This is a genomic window from Streptomyces sp. NPDC001750, assembly GCF_042892615.1.
Classification (GTDB): domain Bacteria; phylum Actinomycetota; class Actinomycetes; order Streptomycetales; family Streptomycetaceae; genus Streptomyces.
The window spans coordinates 98,535-116,619 of sequence record NZ_JBIAUE010000022.1 but is presented as its reverse complement, the minus strand read 5'-3'; the positions used below and the strand labels follow the sequence as shown (position 1 = coordinate 116,619).

Sequence of the window (18,085 nt, the reverse complement as noted above, 5' to 3'; positions counted from 1 at the left end):
ATCGGGGCCCGCCAGGGCCAGCCCCAGATCGTTCAACATGCGCACCAGCGCGGACTCCGATTTCGAGAAGGGGGCGTCATCGGGGGGCGACTGGGCGCGGGTTCGCGGGTCCGTTCTCTTGGTGCGGGAATCCAGTCAGCCAGTGGGCACTTGGGCGGGTAACAAGTCGTGCCGCCTTGTACGCTTTTTCCAGCGAGAGGATCGCGACGCCGCGGTAGCACATATCTTCGCGGGATATCGCCAGTGCCGCGTCCGGTGTTCCGGGTGTCACCAGGGACAGGGGCAGCAGGAGTCTTATTTCCCTTTTTTTCGGCTGCCACATGGGGACGGCCGTTCCGGGATTCCGTGTCGCCTGGGCGCGGGCACGATCCACTGCTCCGTTCAGCGCGAGCTCAAGGCCGTAAGGTATTTCCTGGCGTGCGCCCGGGAACAGCTCTGATATTGAGTCTACGTAGGTCTGGGCGGAGAATGACAGGGGGAGATCCCAGTCGAAGAAGTATTCGTACGGGTCCTTCGAGTACGTGGGGGGTCCCGGGAGTTCGGGAAATGTCGCCAGCTGGTGTCCCAGCCGCCAGTCCCTCAGGACCCACGGCTGACGATCGGGAAACGAACTCGGCGTGAAGAGCCCGTAGATGTCCTCGTGGCGCGGCGTCGTGAGACCGGTATTGAAGGTGCACAACTGACCATCGGCGTTCGGTACGACTTCCTCTTGGGCCATGGCCTGGTCGAATGTCCAGGTCAGGTAGTTCTTGAGCACGCAAAGAGAACCGTGCCCACCCACGGGGCCGTCCCAGTTCTCAGGGGCGGCCATGCTCGCGAGACGGTCGAAAACGTCCGCAGACCCGGTGCCCGCCCGCCGTTCGTCCGATGAGCGCAGGAGGCCGAACCAGGCGAAAGTGCCCAGCGTGCTGCCCTGGCCGTCGCCCCCGGGAGAGCTTCCCGCACCGGGCGAGGTGGTGGGGGTGGGTCTGCTCTCCTGGGCGGCTTCCGACGGGGTGGTACGTGACGGGTACACAATTTCCTTCAATGCCATGGGGGTGCGTTTCGCTTGGGCAGGTGGGTGGAGTGCTCCACGCCACCGGGGCCGTTATGAGGGCAGGGCTTCGCTGAGTCGCTGCGCCACGTCGTGCTCAAAGTGGGAGAAGGCATGTCTCAGGTCGCCTTTTGCGAGCGCTTCAGCTTGACTTGTGGTGATGTACGGGTGCTCGAAGTGCGGTGATTCGGTGAATCTCAGGCCGACGGTTCCGAGCCTGTATCCGTCTCTGTTGTCGACTTTGTTCTTGTAGCAGGAAATAGGAATTCCCGCATCGTGGAAGCGGCACGTGATCCCCCACTCGAACCTCTCCGACATGATGACCCGGCATCCCCTCTTACGAAGCTCCGGAATCAGCACGTTGTAGGTGTGTTCGGAGAGAGGGTTCCCGGTCACGTCCAGGTTCCGCAGTCGCTCGATTCTCATGAGCGGGCCGATGTCGCGGATGCAATTCTGAGGAACATAGCAACTCAAAAGGTTGAGTCCCACCAGGCCTTCGAGCCCCGACATTCCTGTCAGGCGCGCTTCCAAGGTAGACAGGGACTTGCAGCGAGACAACTGCGCCGTATTCACCGGGTCGCAGGCCACAAGGATGAGCAGGTCGAGCGACGGAAACGCGTCCAGGCCTGCCAAGCCTGCGTTGCTGCTGATATGCAGGTCCTCGACGCCTTCCAGTTCTGTCAGTGGTGAACGGCGGGGCATGACCGAGGGTTCTCTGGACCGCCTTGAGGATCGCCGAATTCAGAGGCTCATGCATGGGTCTGTCCCTTCTTGACGATGGCTCCCGTTCGGGGCCTGTCGGGGTCATTAGTGGCTGGTGGGCCGGGGCGTCAGACAAGGTGGTGACGGTATGCGTAGCTGACAAGGCCGGCGCGTGACTCCACGCCCAGCCGGGTCGCGAGCCTGCTGAGCATGGTGAGGGCGCCGTGCTCGGTCGCGTAGCCGGCACGTGCCACATCCGCGGCCGTGCCGCCCTGCGCGACAAGCCGTAGAACGTCGGCCTCGTGAGGGGACATCAGGTCGCCGGGGCGGCCGAGCGGATGCGCACGCCCAGCGACTTCGAAGAGCTGGTTCCGGAGGCTGGCTGGCAGACGGTGTCCGCCTGCGGCGACGGTTGCCACCGCATCGGCCACACGCGTGGCTTCGGCGTGCAGGAGCACGGCTGAGACGCCGAGCGGTGCCACGGCGGTGAGGGCGTGCACCCCCATGGACTCCACGACGAGGACTGTCCGGCTGTCAGGCGCCGCGGCCCGCGTCAGTCGCAGGGCCAGGCAGCACTCCCTGTCCACCACCTTGGCGACGTAGATGCGGACCGGAGGGGCGGTGCGGGCATTCACCAGCTGTGCGCGGTCCGAGCGTCTGAGGAGATCCCTGATGCCGATCAGGAGGTCCTCGACGCCGCAGTCGGCGGTGTCGACGGACGCGGCGACTGGGGGGCCGCCGTGGTGCCGCTCCGACTGACTGGGAAGTGTCATGTCGTGGTCTTTCGGTGCTTGCGTGAAGAACAACAGAGACTTGCGGGTGGGCGGAAGCCGGACAGCATCACTGGGGCAGGTGAGGCGAGAGGTTCGGGAGTGAACGGCGGCCGTCGGAGACCTCAGCTGTGTCCATGCCGCCCGAGGATGGGCCGAGCGGCGGCCCCGGGTGTCCGGTCTCCGGCGCCGCGGCGGCGCCCTGACGACGGGCATGCTGCTGTACCGCCCTTTGCAGCAAATACTGGGATGCTCCGGGCGTGGTGGAATTCCATGCGTCAACGACGCCCCGGGGCGGCTGCCCATCCGGCCGGTACCCAACACCGTGAGGAGACGGGACGGCGAGCACATGCGCCGCAGCCATCCTCAGCACCACCACCGGGCCCAACCCTCTCTGGACCCGTCCCGGCACCACCCGTACCTCGCAGGCTTTCTGACCGAGCAGGTGCTTGAGCTGCGAAACCATCACTTCAGGGCTGAAATCCTCGGTGAGCAGGACGTGTTCGTCCAGCAGGAGCCGTGACCTGGCCGGGAGCGGCAGCGGAACGCCGGGAAGGCCGCCGTACTGGCTGCCGGCCGCGGCGGCGTAGGCGGGGGTCTGCACGAAGGGCGGGAGCCGGTCGGCCGCGAGCCACAGCATCTCCTCCGCCTGCCGGGCACAGCCCGTCAGACGCCGGTGATGTCCGGGCGCCGTGTCCGTGACGTCGTCCGCCCAGTACCTGGCAGCGCCGAGCAGTCCCCTCAACGCGTCGGCGTCGTCATCGCACTTGTACAGACGGCACAGCGGGCCGACGTCCGAGGGGGTGAAGGGGATGTGCCCGGCCTCCATCGCCTCGATGTCCTCCTCGGGCACGCAGAGCACTCCGGCAGGCTGGCAGGGGAGCATGTACCGGCGCTTCCTCGCGTCCCTGAGGTAGGCGCCAATGGCCGGTACTACGGGGTGAGCCCACGCGGTCATCGGACATCTCCCACATGGATGTGTGCAGCACGTTGTACAGTCCGCGCGGCCGCACGCCCCGGATCGGTTCGGTCGGGGGCGGTTGCAGGACGCGGGGCCGGAGGTTTCGGGGCAGGCGCAGGCGTTGGCATCAGGCGCTCACTGCCCTGCCAGCCGAGAGGTAGGGCGCGGAGATTACTGCGGCGATTCCCGGCAGGCTACGGGCCCGGAGACGGAGGCGGGCAACGGGGCTGCTGTCCCGGCCGCAGCCCGGGCGCAGGCATTCCCACCCGAAGTCGCCCAGGTGCGCCAGTCGGTGGTGTGCGTCGCCGGCCGCAGTCGGCACTTCGCACCAGACCCATTTCGTGCCGTCGGCGCTGGCCGCGTAGTCGGCGAGCCACAAGGTGATCGCCTGTCCCACCTGGCCGTCTGCCGTGTGGTCGAGCGAGACAAAAAGTCCGGGTTCCCTGCCGTCCACACCCCAGTGCCGCATATCGGCGTGCGGGTACATGACCAGGGCGCCGACGAGGACGTCATCCTCGTACACGCCCAGTGCCTGGCCGCCCGGAGAGCTGGTGATGGGGCGGGCAGACACGTTGATGCCCTGTTCCGCAAGTGCCCGGGCGTAGTCCTCGGCAAAGGCGGACGCTTCGGCGCGTGCGGCGTCGGTGGCGATCGGGCGTACGACGTACACCGGTGTGGTGCGCATGTTGCTCCCGGTCATCGGGATGGTTCCGTCACGGGCGCAACGGCTGCAGAAGGGGAGCCCACGGTGGTATCGAGGAGGCCCCACGTGTGGCCCAGGCCCACCATGTGGGCGGGGTTGTCGGCACACGCCTTTGCCACGAGCGCGTCGATGTGCGCCCAAACGCGCGAGGCTGGCATACCGATGGCGCGGCCGATGTCCGTGTTGACGCTGTGCTCTGCGACCGCCCGCAGGAGCCGTAGCTCCTCCTCGGTGAAGTCCGGGACTGCACGGTTGCATCGAGGCGGGGCGACGTGCCGGGCGGTGAGCAAGGCGTGTACGACGACGGGCCGGGAGGCGCCCTTGCAGTTGAGTCTCGCGCGTAGAGCCTTGAGGCGGCTGGTGACACCTTCCACGGACAGGTGGAGCTGGGCGGCGATGGCCTCGTCGGTCGCACCGTAGACGAAAGGTGCGGCGGCTTCCTTCTGTTCGGCGGTCAAAGAGGTGGTGGTCGAGGGAGCGGTCATCGTGATTCCTGGTTGGTGGACTGTGATGGTCGGGAGTGTCCCGGCGGCGGAGGTTGGGACCAGCTGTGCCACCGCAGTGCGGGTGCTGGTCGGGGCGATCCGACTCGCGGTCCGACGTCCGCAAGCCGGATCAGGTGCTTCTTCGGTGTGGCGCTGTGCGGTCACAGGCATGCGGGCAGTTTTCCGGCGGCCGCTGCGTCACGGGCCTGCTCCAGCAGGCCGCGTGATGCGCGGTCCGGCAGCGCCGCGGCGGCGGCCCGTCTCAGGAACTGCCGCATACCGGCGGTCTCGGCCGGGCCCGTGCGATAGGTGATGCGGTCGCCGTCCTCGCTCGCACACACGATCACATCGCCGGGCAGTACGAGGGCGGTGAGAGGAGCGGCTGGTGCGTAGATCTGAGCGTTCACCGGGACGATCCGTATGTGGACCAGGCCCCGGTCTGCGATCTGCAGGAGGCGGTGCAACTGGTCCGCGAGAATGTGTCGTCCGCCCACTGGACGGGACAGAACCGTTGACTCCAGCAACACCGTGGCGTGCTCCGCACCCACCGGGGGGCGGGTGACCGGGGCCCCGGCGGTGGATGGGCAGGGACAGGCAGCGTCGTATTCGGAGGTCCGCAGGAACCGCGGGATCAGCGTCTGGCTGTAGACACGAGCCTCACGAGCCTGGTGCTCCAGAGCCGCGAGGCGGTTCAGCCACCCGTGGTGCTCGTCGACCATCCTGTACGCGGAACGCGGCGTGCCGCACTCACCGACGAAAGCGGCAAAGCCGGCAAGCTCTTCGTGGGAGACGACCCCGTACCGGGAGAGAAGGTCTGTGGCCTCACTGTCGGACAGTGCGCGGCCTGCCGACTCGATATGGCGCAGCATCGAGATCGGCCATTCCATCAGGCGGCAGGCGGCAGGCGGCAGGCGTCAGCGAGAGGCAGCCCTTTGGCTTCCCGGAGATCACGCACGTAGATGCCCGCGATCAGGCGCAGGATGGGAGGATCGGGCAGGCCGAACACGCGGCGGGCGCTCATGAAACGGTTCCCAGCTGTTTGATGCGGGTGACCCACAAGTCCGGGTCACCGATTTCCTGTTCCGTCGGGAGCAGAAGCCGTTGCGACCACACCTCGTTGATGCGGTCGGTTCCCAGCGCCCGTACTGCCTCCTCCACCATGCGGCATCCGGCGTCCTGCAAGACGAGCAGTTCCTGGTGCATCTGGGCGACGCCAGTGTCCTGGACCACCCGGAGATAGTGGTCGGAGGGGCGAGCAGAACCGGGACTGACAGGAGTACCGAACCGGGCGCCGGTAATCCTCCGGTCCGCCCAGCGGGCGTGCCCTTCCTCTACCACCGTCACCGCAGTGCCGTACCCAGCGGACCCGGCCCAGAAGGCCCGGTGCGCCGAGGCCAGGTTCTGTGCCTGGTGCACCAGCTCATGTGCAAGAACCCGGACGAGGTGCTGCTCGTCTGCGGCTACTCCGGCGTGTTCCAGTCCTTCCGGAATGAGGAGGGTCTCGGACAGCAGAGCGGGCTTGCGCAGCGTTTCGGCCGGTACCACGTTGCGCAGCAGCGGTGCCTGGCGCCGGAACGCCACCCGTGCGACTGCTTCCCTCCGGGCAGCGGCCGTAAGATCCCGCCACGGTTGCCGCGCGCGCCACTGTCCGAGCTCCCGGCGGATCAGTTCCTGGTGTTCGGCCTGCCACGTCTGCGGCGTGACGATCCGGAAGGTGACCCGGGCCGGCAAGGCGAGGCCTGTCGTTGCCTGCACCAGCGGCACGATCTGCATCACGAGGTGTTCTGTCTGGTGGCGCAGTGTCCCATGAGTGGCTGTCTCGTCAGTGACGGCGACGGCAACGTGCGTCATGCGGCACCCTGCTCAGCACTGGTAGGAGACCGGCGCGGGCCCACGAGATGGCCGGACGGCAGCAGCGCACCCGTATCCTCGAACAAAAGTACGCCATTGCACAGGAGGGTCCAGCCCTGTTCCGGGCAGTGGCGTCTGGTCCGTGCGGCGGCACGGTCGGCGGCCTGCGGGCCGGGGCAGGCAGGCGTATGCGGGCATCCGTCCGCTGGCGTACGCAAGATGATCGGGGTGGTCACGGCTGTCCCTGTCGTCAGATCACAGGCTCGGTTGGCAATGGAAATACGGGCGTCGGCCCCGGACGTGTTCCCGAGGCGCTGAGGCTGGCTTTCGCGGCTATGGAAATCCGCTGGCACGAGGCCGGACAGGTGCGGGAGACGTCACCGGGGAACCCAGTACGCCGCGGCTGCTGCCAGCGTGAAGCCCAGGTCCGTGGGTTGCTGAGCCCGTACAGCTTCGCGGTCGCGGCGAGGGCCGAACCAGCGCAGCAGAACATCGCTCCTCGACGGACCGGCCTCTTCCCGTGCGGCGCAGCGCATGTCGTTGGACCGGGCAGAATCGGCGGTGGGTGAAAGGGGTGTGGTCACACGGATTCCTGATGCAGTGCGGTGGCGGCGTAGGCCTGGGACTGGCGGGAGAAGAACGGCGGGTTCATCCGCTGGACGAACCTTCGACAGCCGCAGCCGACACCTGCTACTTCGCGCATGGCGTGAGCTTGGGTGTCATCTGGTCGGCATCATCGGTGGTTTGAGGGCGGACGGTACTCACACACGCTCCGGGTGGAGCATGACGGCTGCGTAGGCGTAGGACTGCTCAGCGCCTGGGAGCCAGTTCATGGATGTTTCCGGCGCGGGGGCGGGGCCGGCTTCGCCGTGTGGCGAAGCCGGCCGGAGAGGCCGTGTCCGCGAGGAGCACCCGTCCTTGCGGACACGGCTGGCTGGGGCGGTCAGCGATGCGCGGGCTGTGGATGGATCGCGATGACCGCGTAGGCGCCGCTGTCGCCGATCGGGACCGGCGCACGGCACTGTCTCGGGTGATACAGGCCGACCGGGACGATGCCAGGGGCGCGAACACGCCAGGGCTGAGGCTGGTCCTCGATCAGATCGCGTATTTGTTCGGCGGTCCGCAGGCGTACGGGCAGCCCCGCTGTGTCGAGACACAGTGCTGCTGCGGCTGATCCGGTACGGCGCAGGTCGGCGGTGAGGTGGGTGAGCGAGAGGACGCTGCCGGGCGGCGCCCAGTCAAGGGTCGTTTTCACGATGGCGTGGGCGTCCGCGTCGTCGGTGATCCAGGGCAGGACGTTGTGGAGCAGCAGTGCTGTGGGCCGGCCCGGGTCCAGACCGTGCAGGGGCAGGTCGCGCAGGACGCGGAGCATGTCCCGGCGCAGGTCTGCGTGTACGAAGCGGTGCCGGGCCGGGGTTTCCAGGAGCTGGGGCCCGTGCTCGATGACGTACGGGTCAGCGTCGACGTGGATGACCGTGGAGTCCGGGCCGGCGGACACGGCCGTGGACGGGAAGTGGGGGTTGTCGCTCGGTAGTCCGCTGCCCAGGTCGACGAACTGCCTGATGCCGCACTCGCGGAGCATCGATACCGTCTGGTGTGCGTACAGGTGATTGAGCTCGACGGCCTGCCCGACCCAGGGCGCCGCACGCAGGAGGCGCTGGCCGAGTATCCGGTCGGCAGGGTGATGGTGGTGTCGGCTGCCGAGCAGCCACTGCGTAAGTCTTGCGCTGGACGCTGTGAGCGGAACGTGGCTGCCCATCGGTGTCTCGGCGGGCGAAGTGGTGCTGACGGGAGCGGTGAGTGTGTTCACCGTGAGGCCCCCTCAGGGGCGGGGTTTGAGGACGACCGGGAGGCGGCTGGAGGTGTTCGTGATGAAGCTGGGCACGGGATTGCGTCCATGGGTGTCGGCCAGACGGGCGTCGGGGTAGCGGGCGAAGAACTTCGCGAGGGCGATCGCCCCTTCGGCGCGCGCGAGTGGTGCTCCCAGACACAGGTGTGCCCCGTGCCCGAAGGCGAGATGGTCCCTCTGCCTGCGCAGGAGGTCGAACTCGTCGGCGCCCTGGCCGTAGGTGCCGCGGTCGCGGCCGGCTGCCGCATACGACGCGAGGATCGCTTCACCGGCTGCGATGACGGTGCCGTCGGGCAGGGTGATGTCCTGCACCGCGTACCGCATGGGCAGGTTGGCGATGGGCGCGTCCCGGCGCAGTGTCTCCTCGACGACGTCGCCCCAGGTGGCGCGTTCCTCGTGGATGACGAGGTCGAGCTGGTCGGGGTGAGTGAGGAGGTTGTGGATGGCGTTGGTGATGAGCCCGACCGTGGTCTCGAAACCGGCGGTGATCATCAGCAGCAGGGTGTCGATGAGTTCCCGCTCGCTCAGTGCTTTGCCCTCGTCGTCGCGGGCAGCAACGAGAGCACTGGTCAGGTCGTCTCCCGGGGTTGTGCGCTTGAGCCCGACAAGGCTGGCGAGAAGACGGTAGAGCTCAGCGGCGTTGTCCTTCTGCTCCTGCTGGCTGTGAGAAGTCGAGAAGACCACATCGGCGACCCGCCGGAGCCGGTCGTGCTCCGGTTCGGGCAGCCCCATGAGCCGACAGATGACGAGGATGGGCAGGCGACGGGCGAACGTCGCGACCAGATCGACCGGTTCCCCGGCGCCATTGGCGTCCAGCTCATCGAGCTCGTCGAGGAGCTGGACGGCGATCGCCTCGATCGCGGGGATCATCTCGCGCGTGCGCCGACGCGTGAACGCGGCCTGGGCCAGGCCGCGCAGCCGACGGTGCTCCGGCCCGTACGCGGTGAACATGTTCTCCACGCTGATCCACAGATGCAGCGGCCACGTTTCGACCACGTGCTCGAAGTCGGGGCAGTGTGCTCGCGCGTCCTTCGAGACCCGGGGATCGGTGAGCAGTGTGCGTAGCAGGTCGGGGTCGGTGACGGCCCAGGCCTTGACGCCGAGGACGTCGACGCGGGTGAGCGGGCCGCAGGCCCTGAGCTCGGCGTCCTCGCCGGTACGGTCGGGCGCCTGGGGGTTCAGTGCGAAAACGCTGCTGTCCATGCGGTTCTCCTCCGTGTGCTCAGTTGGTCAGGGGTGCTGTTGGTGTGAAAACCACGGGCAGTGCGGCCAGGGCCCGGTGGAACGGGCCGGGCCGCCAGCGGACGTGGTCCGGACTGATGGCGAGCCGCATGTCCGGCAGCGCCTCTGTGACCTCTTCGAGGGCTGCCTGGGCAATGACCATGGACATGTCCGCAGCGGGGCAGGTGTGAGGGCCTGCGCTGAAGGCGAGATGCGCCCGGTTCCCGAGCCTCTGGTCCAGATTGCCGAACGTGGGGTCGTTGTTGCAGGCTGCCAGGCTGATCACGACCGGCTGATGCGCGAGCAGCACCTGGTGGTCCAGCACCACCGGCTGCGGGGGATAGGAGAAGCAGTAGTTCGCCATCGGCGGGTCGTTGTAGAGCCCCTCGTCCAGGGCTTCCCGGATACTCAGGGCGCCGCTGGAGACACCGTCCATGACCCTGGTGCTGGTCTGGATCCTCAGCTCGGTATTGGCGATGGTGTTTGTCGTGGGTTCATAGCCGGCGCCGAACACGGTAACCAGCTGCTGGGCGAGCTCCGGGTCAGTGAGCGCGGACTTGTGCTGGATCAGCCGGGTGACAAGGTCGTCACCCGGCTGGGCGCGCTTGAGGTCGATGAGATCCTGCAGCGCTGCCATGAGAAGGGTGTTGGCCCGTTCGGCATCGGATCCGCCCTCGAAAACCGCCTTCATGGTGGTGCCGATCCTGGCGGCCAGGGGCTTCGGGGCGCCTGCTGTGGTACTGATCGAGTTGAGGACCACCGGCTTGGCGAACTCGTGCAGGAAGTCGGCTTCCCCCCGCGCGCAGAAACTGCTGATGGCCTGCCGCGCAGCCCTCCGTACCGTCCGCTCCATCTCGTGCAGCGAGACCCCGCTCAGAGCGTCCACGTTCGAGGCCCTGTACCGGGCGTGCTCGCGGCCCGCGCTGCGCAGGGCGTTTTCCCGGTACCCGACCATCGGAAGGATGGGGCAGTCCGGCGGCACCGACCGCTGCCACTGCCGCGGGTCGGCGGGGAAGTTGACCGGGTCGTTGAGAATTCTCACCGCCATCGCATGGTCGACCACCAGGGTCGCGTTGATCCCGGGGTACAGCTCGACAGGGACCAGCGCCCCGTATTCGCCCCGCAGCCACCGGTACGCGGCATGCGGATCGGCGGCGAAGGCCTCGGTGTACATCGGGAACCGGCGGCGTTCTCCCGGCGCCGGGACGGGGTGGACGTTCACGAATGCTCCGGAGTCGTGAGGGAAATGAGGTACTCGAACAGGGTGATCAGCGTGTTTTTGCAGCTGGAGGTGTCGCGGGCGTCGCACCGGACCAATGGCGTCTCCGGCTTCAGGTCGAAGGCGGCCCGCACCTCGGGAAGTTCGTACCGGTGGGCGCCATCGAACTGGTTCAGCGCCACCGCGTATGGAACACGGCGTTTTTCCAGGTAGTTCGCCACCGGGAACGAACTGTCCAAAGTGCGGGTGTCGGCGATGAGTACAGCGCCCTTAGCCCCCTGCATCAGGCTCTCCGTGACCGGAAGGAACCGCGCCTGCCCCGAGAGACCGAAGAGGTACAGGGCGAACTCGTCGCCCGGCAGAGTGATGCGGCCGAAGTCCATCGCGACCGTGGTGGTCGTCTTCAGGCCGCGGCCCGTGAGGTCGTCCACCCCGATACTGGCGGTGGTGATGCGCTCCTCGGTATGCAGCGGGTCGATCTCCGAGACGCTGCCGACGAACGTTGTCTTACCGACCCCGAAATGACCGGCGATCAACACCTTGATCGGGGTCGCGGAGGCGGGGACGTACGCTCTGTCAGGCAGGGAGAGCGCGGAGACCATGAAGGACCCTTTCCAGAACGGTGACTTCGGACGTGGCAGGGGGCGTAAAGGCGGCGACGTGGCCGTGGTCCGCGAGGCCGGAGACGAGGATCTTGACCAGGGTCGGTGGCTGGCCGAGATAGGCGGCGATCTCCGACACACTCAGAGCCTCGCTTGGGCGGCACAGGTCCAGCACCGCCCTCTCGTCGGGGGTCAGGCCACCGGCGTCCGGCCGGTTGGCGGCCGCCGTGACCAGGGATTCCAGGCGGAGTTCGTCATGTGACGGGCTGGTGAGTCCCCGCGTGCGGACGTACGGCCTCACCAGCCCGCCGCCCCCGGCGGCTGGACCTGTCATGACTGCCCGGCCGTACCGAAACTGAGCGCCGCGCCGGCGGAGCCCCCACTGCGCGCCTTCGAAGCCAGATGCTCCGCCATGTTCGGCGCCATCGACTCCATCGCACCGGCGACGACGGAGATGTCGGCGTCGTGCGTGCACTGCACGATCAGCAGCGAGTTCTCCGCCACCGATGTCCCCAGGACCACGGCGTTCTCGTACTCCCCCATGCACTGCCGCATCGGCCCGCCACCGAACTTGCCGAGCGCCTTGCCGATCGAGCAGTATCCGGCCGCGGCCGCGGCAAACGAATCCGCGGTGTCCTTGTCGAGGTCCGTGCACTGGGCAATCGGCAAACCATCGCTACTCAGCACGAGGACGTAGCTGACACCGTTCAGGTTCTTGATCTGATCAAGCATCCACGAGAGCTGCTGGCGGGCGGAGGAGGTGCTGACAGTCGTCATCGAGATCACTCACTTTTCGCGTCGAAACCAGAATCGGCGGGGGACTGAGAATCAAGGGTTTGACGTGCACGGCGCGTACTCGCGTACCAGTCGGTGGCGACACTGGCTCTTCCCGGCCTGCCGGACAGCTGAGGAACAGCCTTTGAGGCGCTCTCATCCGCCGCCGAGGGCTCAGGGGCGTCGACCCGCCGCCGCCGTGGCAGTCCTGAGGAAGTAGCCGCAGCAGTGCACTGTCCGGGCTCAGGACCAGCCGGAACGCTCACCACGACAGGGCGCGGCATCACCGAGGAGGCCGGGGGCTCGACCGTCGTCAAGACGCTGTCAGGAAGGAACAGCATCGCCCGCATTCCGCCCCACGGGCTCGAACCGTCAAGATGAGCCGTAAACCCATAACGGCGTCCGAGCGCACCCACGGTCCAGAATCCGATCTTGGGACGCGGGCCGAGTTCGTGCAGATTCACCGCTTCCCCGGACAGCGCCTTGCGGGCCTCGTCCTGCTGCTCCTTGTTCATACGCACGCCCGCATCACTGATGATGACCGTGACACCGGAGAAGTTCTCGTCGAAGCTCACGTCCACCGGCGATATCGGATTGCTGAACTTGGTCGCGTTGTCGAGCAGTTCGGCCAGCGCGTGCACGACGGGCTGCATCTCCCGCTCCTTCACCGCCCGGTGATCCAGCTGCTGGTACCGCACCCGCTCGTGGTGACGGATACTGCCCATCGCCCCACGAACCACCTCAGTCGAGGAGTTCGGCTTCCAGCGCCGCCCCGGAGTCCCCCCGGACAACACGCTGAACGATGCCGCCACACGGCTCATCAAGTGAGCCTCGTGATCGATCTCCGACAGAGTTGCGAACGCCTGGTCGTGCCTGTGCCTCACCAGACCCTCGTCGATCTTTTTGATCAGCGTCTGGCAAGGACTCTGCAGCGCCTCGGCAACCGCTCGGACCGTCGCCGCAGTTGCCTCCTGCGCCTCGCGCTGAGCCTCATCCCGGGCCTGCGCAGCGCCCTGGTCCTTCATCTTCGTGAGAGCCGCAGCGACAGCGTCGCCCGCCGACGCCAGGTGCCGGACGAAGTGGGTGCCGGCCAGGCGGCTCTCGACAGGGAACTCTGCGGTGTCGGGAGAGCCGCCGGCCGTCACCGTTTCCGTCAACGCACGCACCCATTCACGTGCGAATTCGTGCACGGCGTGGTCCCGGTCCGCGCAGGCCTGCTGAAGCCGGCTCTCCAGGTCCCCCTGAGCCTGGCGCATATGGCGTATCCGACGGCGTGACCGGACAACTGTCACCGAGGCGATGACGGCGAACGTCAGTGCGCAGACAGCACCGACGGCGAGTATCTGGGAGGTCATGACTCTCTCGTATTGTCAGGAACCTGAACGAAGGGGTGAACGGGGACGGCCAGCCGCTCGGGAAGCGGCGTGAGGGCAAGAGGCACCCGGATGCGCTGATCAGACACGGCTCGGCTCCCGCACCGGAGACTGCCACGCGCCGCGGGCCAGGCGCGACCGCTGCAGACTGAGCACGTCGTGCAATGCCACCGAGTCGGTTACCGCGCAGGTTTTGAGGCCAAGCGGCTCTACCCAGACACGCGACTGACAGGCCGGGTCGTAGCCCTGCCCGCACCTGATGGTCTCGACCGTGGTGTGGCGGCTGCACTCGGAATGCGGGGCGCGCCACCTGTCAGCAGAACCGAAATCGACCGGAATCAGCAGCACGCTGTGCAGGCGGCAGCGCAGAAACGGACCGGCCGCCCGCTTGGTCTCGGCAAGGTGGTCCACCGCGCGCAGACCCAAGCCGAGACCGACCCGGACCACATCGAACACGTCCGGGAGGACGGGCGAGCGGGGAGCCTCGCCGTACTGCACCGTCAGGGGAGTCATCAGCTCTCCGGCCAGGACGGGATAGGCCCGTCGGAAAAAGACGGTCACTGCCGCCACCGGGCGGCCGTGGCACCGAACAAGGAATCGAGTGGGGTCGGCGTGCTTGCCGCCGCTTCCTGACCGGAGCCCAGCAGCTCCGGCACGGGCTCCGGATCGCCCATCTCGGCAAGCAGCGCCCGCACCCGGAGGGCCAGCTGCCGCAGATGGACGCGCGACCCCAGGAAGTCGTCCAACGGCGGCGCCTGCTCGGCCAGCTGCCGCGCCTCGTCCAATGCCTGAGCCCATGGTCCCGTCCGCGGCCCCCGGGCACCGAGTTGCATGAGGTGGCCGCGCAACCGGAGCCGGAGGTCCTGTACGTCCCGTTGCGTCTCCGGAACGGGGGCTTCCTCATCGAGAACCAAGGCGATGGTCTCTCTGGCGCACACGACTGCGGACCGGACGACAGGACTCGGCACGTTCCTGTCGAGGAACCGATCGTGCACCAGGCTGATAATGCGCGCAGCTCGGTCCCGCACGCGCTGCCCCCACGAGTCCGTGCGCGGGTGGACGCCGAGAGACCCCTGCGGGGCAACGGCCACGGCCCACACGGCGGCGCGCCCTGCGCCGACGGCCGGCCGACGGTTTCGCCCGTGCCCGGCGAAGAGCCAGGAACGACATGACATGGGCATCCTCAACGGAACGTAAAAAGAAGGAAGAAGAGGGCCACCGGGGCCGGTGAGGCTGGGCCGCAACCCACGGGGGACGGCGTACGGACCGCCACGCACCAGCCCCGGTGACCGGTCTGAGGGGCTACGGCATACAGCCGCTGAACAGCCGCAGTGCGTCACGTACGCACCCGACGAGTTCGGTGCCATCGAGCAGCGGACAAGGGGCCCGGGTGCGGGCGTCCCACGGAGGGGTGTCCCATCGCCAGCCGGATGAGGGCGGAAGGATCAGACGTTCCCCTGCCCCGGATTCGACCCGGATGTTCTCCATCCCGGCAAATGCGTTGCCGGTCCCGGCCCGGATCAGGAGAGTGGCCTGGTCCTGAGGCGAGATCAGACAGGGCACCGGCCCCATGTCCCGTCGTCCGAGCAAAACCATGGTCTCCAGACCGACCTCGCGCGGAACCGTCACGGTATCCATGGCGGAACAGGTCGTGCTCAGCAGGCTGCCCGGACTTTTCCTCAGCCCGGCGGCAGCACGGTCCCACGAAAGGAGCGTCGTTTCGACGAGCAGGGGCCAACACAGAACCCGCTCATATGCCTCGACCACGGCCCCCATATCCGAAGCCATGGGAGGCCAGCTCGCAACCGCCTTCATGGCGTACTCCTGCCGTCGCCGTCGCCGCCGCTGGACAGGGAACCCATCTGCGATACGGGCGTCTCGGTGACATCCAGGACCGGAGGTGAGCACCGTGCCGACGAACCCCCGGCAAGGGCCAGGACCGCGGCGACGCTTTCGGCCCGATCGGTACGGAATCCGGGCTGGAGGGAAAACAGCGGCCTTCCCAGGGCGCGCACACACAATCGTGGGCCGCTGAATGCTGCACGGGCGTGGAGGTAGCGGTGATTGTCGATGAGGTAGCCCTGCCCCGGCGACAGCGTGATGGTTCGCTGGTTGGCTGTGATGGCCGCTCTCAGGCCAGGCAGGAAGCGACCCACCACAGGACTGAACTGGGCAAGATCGTCCTGCCGGTAGCGGATCGACGTCCGGCCGCCCGGGTGACGGGTGAACACCTGGCTGGGGCGTCCGCCGCCGTCGCCGTAGAACGCGGTCCCGGGCCGGCTCAAGAGTTCCACGGCCTCCGGGACCGTGGCGGCCAGGTGATCGTGAACGGCCTGCCCGTCGGTGAGGAACACCTCGCCACCGCGCGCCGGGCGCCGGAGACAGACCAGAAGCATGAGCCGCGGCGGCTCCGGAACGCTCGATCCCTCGGTGTGGGCATGCAGTTCGCCGGTACCGAGACCCGCCAGCCCAGGCCGCCGAGAATCCCGTCCGATGTCACAAATCGTGGTGAGGACGTCCAGGTCGCTGTGACGATGTGGCACCAGCGTCATGACCCGCCGGGCGAACGCGAGGACCGACGCCCGGGATCCCAGCCCGCCCACCATCACCAGACCATGCTCGCGTACCTGCTCGGCGATCCGCCCGTCGGCATCGCCTATCTGCGGCTGGGTAGTACGGCTTTGAATTCCGGCAGTTCGGGCACACGTCAACATGGATGGATGTGCTCCTCTGTGAATCGGACGCGTTTCGACCAGGGTGCGAAGAGCGCGGGCACCTGGTAAAGCGACAGATTGTCGACCCGGACAATTCGGGCTGGAAGCCCGAGGGCGGTGGCCGGCTGCTACGGTCCGGGGGCCTGGTCCACCCGTCGCACCCTGGGAAACTGCATGTCGTATCAACCGTCGCTGTGGCCGGTCTCGGTCAAGGCCGTGGCCCTGGACCACCAGTCGCGTGTCCTTCTGCTGCACAACGAGCGCCAGGAGTGGGAACTGCCCGGCGGACGCCTGGAGATCGGCCCTCCGTCCGGATCGAACCCAGCCGACCACAGCCTCGAAGAAACCGTGGAGCGAGAACTGCGGGAGGAAACCGGCTGGGCCGTCAAAGCCGGCACCCTCCTCGACACCTGGATCTACGAGCCGCTCCCCGGGCGTCGGGTCCTGATCGTCACCTACGACTGCACGGTCCTCACACCGGACACGCCCCCGACCGTCAGCCACGAGCACTCCCGCGCCGGACTCTTCGCCGAGCACGAAGTACCCACACTGACCATGCCGGACGGCTACAAGCGGTCCATCGCCGCCGTGTACGCCGCCCGGAAGAAGAGGTAGCCGGGCATGACCAGGCACGGCACCAACAGTGCGCAAGCCCTGCGACCGTCCTTCCACCACGCCGCATGGCGCTGGGCCACACCAGAAGCCCAGACGGTTCTCGCCACCCGAGACCTCGCGGCAATCATCCGCTTCCACCGCCGCGTGCACGGCCAGAGCCAGGCGGAGACCGGCGCCCTGCTCGGCTACGACAAGACCTACGTTTCCGCGATCGAGCTCGGCAAGCGCCGACTCACCGATGTCGCCGCTCTGCGGCACATCGCTGACCGGCTCGCCCTGCCGCCGCACGCCCTGGGCGTCACCGACCCCGCCGACACCGACTTCCGGGCCATGGTCCAGTTCGGCCAGTCCACCGTGCGTCTCGCCGAGATCGCCCGACAGACCGGACACGCTTCGGAAGCCGTCACCGAACTCTGGCCGCTCGTCGCCAGGCTCGAAGCCCGCGCGCGAGACGGACACACAGAACGCGAGGCACTTCGCCTCCTCGCCGACGCCCGGCTCGGACTCGGCACCGCCCTGGGCAACGTCCTGCCCGAAGAACGCCTCGCCACCGCCGCTCACTGGACCGCCAAGAGCCTCAACGTCGTGAGCTTCCTCGACGACCCCACACTGACCACCACCGCACTGCGCATGCACGGAAACGAACTGCGCAAAGCGGGACTCATCGGCGCTGCCGTCAACCGCCTTGTCTCCGCCGCGTCCCTTGCTCCCAACCCAAAGAGCCGCGCAGCAGTCCTGCCCCTCCTCGCCCGCGCAGCCGGCGCCCTCGGCAACGCCCTCCTCTTCGACCGCGCCATCCAGGAAGCAAAGGCCCTTCTCGACGCGGTCGACCACACAAGCCTCGTCAACCCGGTGGCTCTTCACGAAATCGAGCTTCGGGGCCTGATCGGCACCGGCCGCGCGAGCACAGCCATACTCCGAGCTGAACAAGAAACACCCGCACCGACCATGGCCGTCGCACCCCAGTGGCGCGTCATCGAACTCACCACCAACGGCAAGGTCCGTCTCCTGGGCGGAGACACACGCGGCGCCACAGAACTGCTCACCCAAGCCGTATCCCAGGCACAGGCCCAACGACTGCCGCACCAACTGCAACGCATCATCCGCGCTGGCGGCCACGCCCTGGCCGATGTCAGCAGCGCAGCCACACAAGCCCTCGCGCAACTCCGGACCGAGATGGCCGCGTAGCACTCGCAGGGCAGACAGCACGTAC

Annotated in this window: 25 protein-coding genes; 2 read left to right on the top strand and 23 right to left on the bottom strand. The window is 67.6% G+C overall.

Going from position 1 to position 18,085, the window contains the following annotated elements:
* Positions 1-76 precede the first annotated feature (76 nt).
* The 23 genes from ACFYY6_RS28990 to ACFYY6_RS28880 form a co-directional block, all read right to left on the bottom strand.
* Positions 77-1,033, bottom strand: coding sequence for a DUF3825 domain-containing protein (locus tag ACFYY6_RS28990; RefSeq protein ID WP_389196384.1), 957 nt, complete (start codon positions 1,031-1,033; stop codon positions 77-79).
* A gap of 54 nt (positions 1,034-1,087) precedes the next feature.
* Positions 1,088-1,735, bottom strand: a complete 648-nt coding sequence (locus ACFYY6_RS28985) for a hypothetical protein (protein WP_389196382.1) — start codon at positions 1,733-1,735, stop codon at positions 1,088-1,090.
* Positions 1,736-1,863: 128 nt separating this feature from the next.
* Complete coding sequence (locus ACFYY6_RS28980; RefSeq protein ID WP_389196380.1) at positions 1,864-2,508, bottom strand: DNA-binding response regulator; 645 nt, start codon at positions 2,506-2,508, stop codon at positions 1,864-1,866.
* Positions 2,509-2,575: 67 nt separating this feature from the next.
* Positions 2,576-3,391 (bottom strand): hypothetical protein, encoded by an 816-nt coding sequence (locus ACFYY6_RS28975; RefSeq protein ID WP_389196378.1) that lies wholly within the window; start codon positions 3,389-3,391, stop codon positions 2,576-2,578.
* A 202-nt stretch (positions 3,392-3,593) separates the two neighbouring features.
* Positions 3,594-4,166: a hypothetical protein gene (locus ACFYY6_RS28970; protein WP_389196377.1), complete on the bottom strand. Its 573-nt coding sequence runs from the start codon at positions 4,164-4,166 to the stop codon at positions 3,594-3,596.
* Positions 4,163-4,654: a sigma-70 family RNA polymerase sigma factor gene (locus ACFYY6_RS28965; RefSeq protein ID WP_389196375.1), complete on the bottom strand. Its 492-nt coding sequence runs from the start codon at positions 4,652-4,654 to the stop codon at positions 4,163-4,165. The genes ACFYY6_RS28970 and ACFYY6_RS28965 overlap by 4 nt, the downstream gene beginning before the upstream one ends.
* A gap of 161 nt (positions 4,655-4,815) precedes the next feature.
* Entirely contained in the window at positions 4,816-5,541 is a 726-nt protein-coding gene (locus ACFYY6_RS28960; protein WP_389196373.1) for a Scr1 family TA system antitoxin-like transcriptional regulator, read from the bottom strand.
* On the bottom strand, positions 5,541-5,675 hold the full coding sequence (locus tag ACFYY6_RS28955) for a hypothetical protein (RefSeq protein WP_389196371.1): 135 nt from the start codon (positions 5,673-5,675) through the stop codon (positions 5,541-5,543). Before ACFYY6_RS28955 ends, ACFYY6_RS28960 begins: the two co-directional genes overlap by 1 nt.
* Positions 5,672-6,505 carry a zinc-dependent metalloprotease gene (locus tag ACFYY6_RS28950; RefSeq protein WP_389196369.1) on the bottom strand — a complete coding sequence of 278 codons (834 nt, stop codon included), beginning with the start codon at positions 6,503-6,505 and terminating at the stop codon, positions 5,672-5,674. The genes ACFYY6_RS28955 and ACFYY6_RS28950 overlap by 4 nt, the downstream gene beginning before the upstream one ends.
* A complete protein-coding gene (locus ACFYY6_RS28945) occupies positions 6,502-6,741 on the bottom strand; it encodes a DUF5999 family protein (protein ID WP_389196367.1) in 240 nt (79 codons plus the stop codon). The genes ACFYY6_RS28950 and ACFYY6_RS28945 overlap by 4 nt, the downstream gene beginning before the upstream one ends.
* Before the next feature lie 141 nt (positions 6,742-6,882).
* The gene (locus ACFYY6_RS28940) at positions 6,883-7,089 is read right to left on the bottom strand and encodes a hypothetical protein (RefSeq protein WP_389196365.1); all 207 of its coding nucleotides are present in this window, start codon (positions 7,087-7,089) and stop codon (positions 6,883-6,885) included.
* Complete coding sequence (locus ACFYY6_RS28935; RefSeq protein ID WP_389196363.1) at positions 7,086-7,208, bottom strand: hypothetical protein; 123 nt, start codon at positions 7,206-7,208, stop codon at positions 7,086-7,088. The genes ACFYY6_RS28940 and ACFYY6_RS28935 overlap by 4 nt, the downstream gene beginning before the upstream one ends.
* Positions 7,209-7,448: 240 nt before the next feature.
* The gene (locus tag ACFYY6_RS28930) at positions 7,449-8,315 is read right to left on the bottom strand and encodes an SAM-dependent methyltransferase (RefSeq protein WP_389196361.1); all 867 of its coding nucleotides are present in this window, start codon (positions 8,313-8,315) and stop codon (positions 7,449-7,451) included.
* Positions 8,316-8,327: 12 nt separating this feature from the next.
* Positions 8,328-9,557 (bottom strand): cytochrome P450, encoded by a 1,230-nt coding sequence (locus tag ACFYY6_RS28925; RefSeq protein ID WP_389196359.1) that lies wholly within the window; start codon positions 9,555-9,557, stop codon positions 8,328-8,330.
* A 19-nt stretch (positions 9,558-9,576) separates the two neighbouring features.
* Complete coding sequence (locus tag ACFYY6_RS28920; RefSeq protein ID WP_389196357.1) at positions 9,577-10,797, bottom strand: cytochrome P450; 1,221 nt, start codon at positions 10,795-10,797, stop codon at positions 9,577-9,579.
* Positions 10,794-11,396 carry an ATP/GTP-binding protein gene (locus ACFYY6_RS28915; RefSeq protein WP_386608550.1) on the bottom strand — a complete coding sequence of 201 codons (603 nt, stop codon included), beginning with the start codon at positions 11,394-11,396 and terminating at the stop codon, positions 10,794-10,796. The genes ACFYY6_RS28920 and ACFYY6_RS28915 overlap by 4 nt, the downstream gene beginning before the upstream one ends.
* Positions 11,371-11,730 (bottom strand): DUF742 domain-containing protein, encoded by a 360-nt coding sequence (locus tag ACFYY6_RS28910; protein WP_386608549.1) that lies wholly within the window; start codon positions 11,728-11,730, stop codon positions 11,371-11,373. Before ACFYY6_RS28910 ends, ACFYY6_RS28915 begins: the two co-directional genes overlap by 26 nt.
* A complete protein-coding gene (locus ACFYY6_RS28905) occupies positions 11,727-12,173 on the bottom strand; it encodes a roadblock/LC7 domain-containing protein (RefSeq protein ID WP_386608548.1) in 447 nt (148 codons plus the stop codon). Before ACFYY6_RS28905 ends, ACFYY6_RS28910 begins: the two co-directional genes overlap by 4 nt.
* 5 nt (positions 12,174-12,178) lie before the next feature.
* Positions 12,179-13,525: a hypothetical protein gene (locus tag ACFYY6_RS28900; protein WP_389196352.1), complete on the bottom strand. Its 1,347-nt coding sequence runs from the start codon at positions 13,523-13,525 to the stop codon at positions 12,179-12,181.
* Positions 13,526-13,624: 99 nt separating this feature from the next.
* The gene (locus ACFYY6_RS28895) at positions 13,625-14,113 is read right to left on the bottom strand and encodes a hypothetical protein (protein ID WP_389196350.1); all 489 of its coding nucleotides are present in this window, start codon (positions 14,111-14,113) and stop codon (positions 13,625-13,627) included.
* Complete coding sequence (locus tag ACFYY6_RS28890) at positions 14,101-14,481, bottom strand: DUF6415 family natural product biosynthesis protein (RefSeq protein WP_351524302.1); 381 nt, start codon at positions 14,479-14,481, stop codon at positions 14,101-14,103. The genes ACFYY6_RS28895 and ACFYY6_RS28890 overlap by 13 nt, the downstream gene beginning before the upstream one ends.
* A gap of 364 nt (positions 14,482-14,845) precedes the next feature.
* The gene (locus tag ACFYY6_RS28885) at positions 14,846-15,358 is read right to left on the bottom strand and encodes a hypothetical protein (protein WP_389196348.1); all 513 of its coding nucleotides are present in this window, start codon (positions 15,356-15,358) and stop codon (positions 14,846-14,848) included.
* A complete protein-coding gene (locus tag ACFYY6_RS28880; protein ID WP_389196346.1) occupies positions 15,355-16,257 on the bottom strand; it encodes a TauD/TfdA family dioxygenase in 903 nt (300 codons plus the stop codon). The genes ACFYY6_RS28885 and ACFYY6_RS28880 overlap by 4 nt, the downstream gene beginning before the upstream one ends.
* A 174-nt stretch (positions 16,258-16,431) precedes the next feature.
* Here ACFYY6_RS28880 and ACFYY6_RS28875 point away from each other — a divergent pair, with 174 nt between their 5' ends.
* Together ACFYY6_RS28875 and ACFYY6_RS28870 are read left to right on the top strand one after the other, a co-directional pair.
* Entirely contained in the window at positions 16,432-16,872 is a 441-nt protein-coding gene (locus ACFYY6_RS28875; RefSeq protein WP_351524299.1) for an NUDIX hydrolase, read from the top strand.
* Between the two features lie 6 nt (positions 16,873-16,878).
* Positions 16,879-18,060 carry a helix-turn-helix domain-containing protein gene (locus ACFYY6_RS28870; RefSeq protein ID WP_389196344.1) on the top strand — a complete coding sequence of 394 codons (1,182 nt, stop codon included), beginning with the start codon at positions 16,879-16,881 and terminating at the stop codon, positions 18,058-18,060.
* Positions 18,061-18,085: the final 25 nt, after the last annotated feature.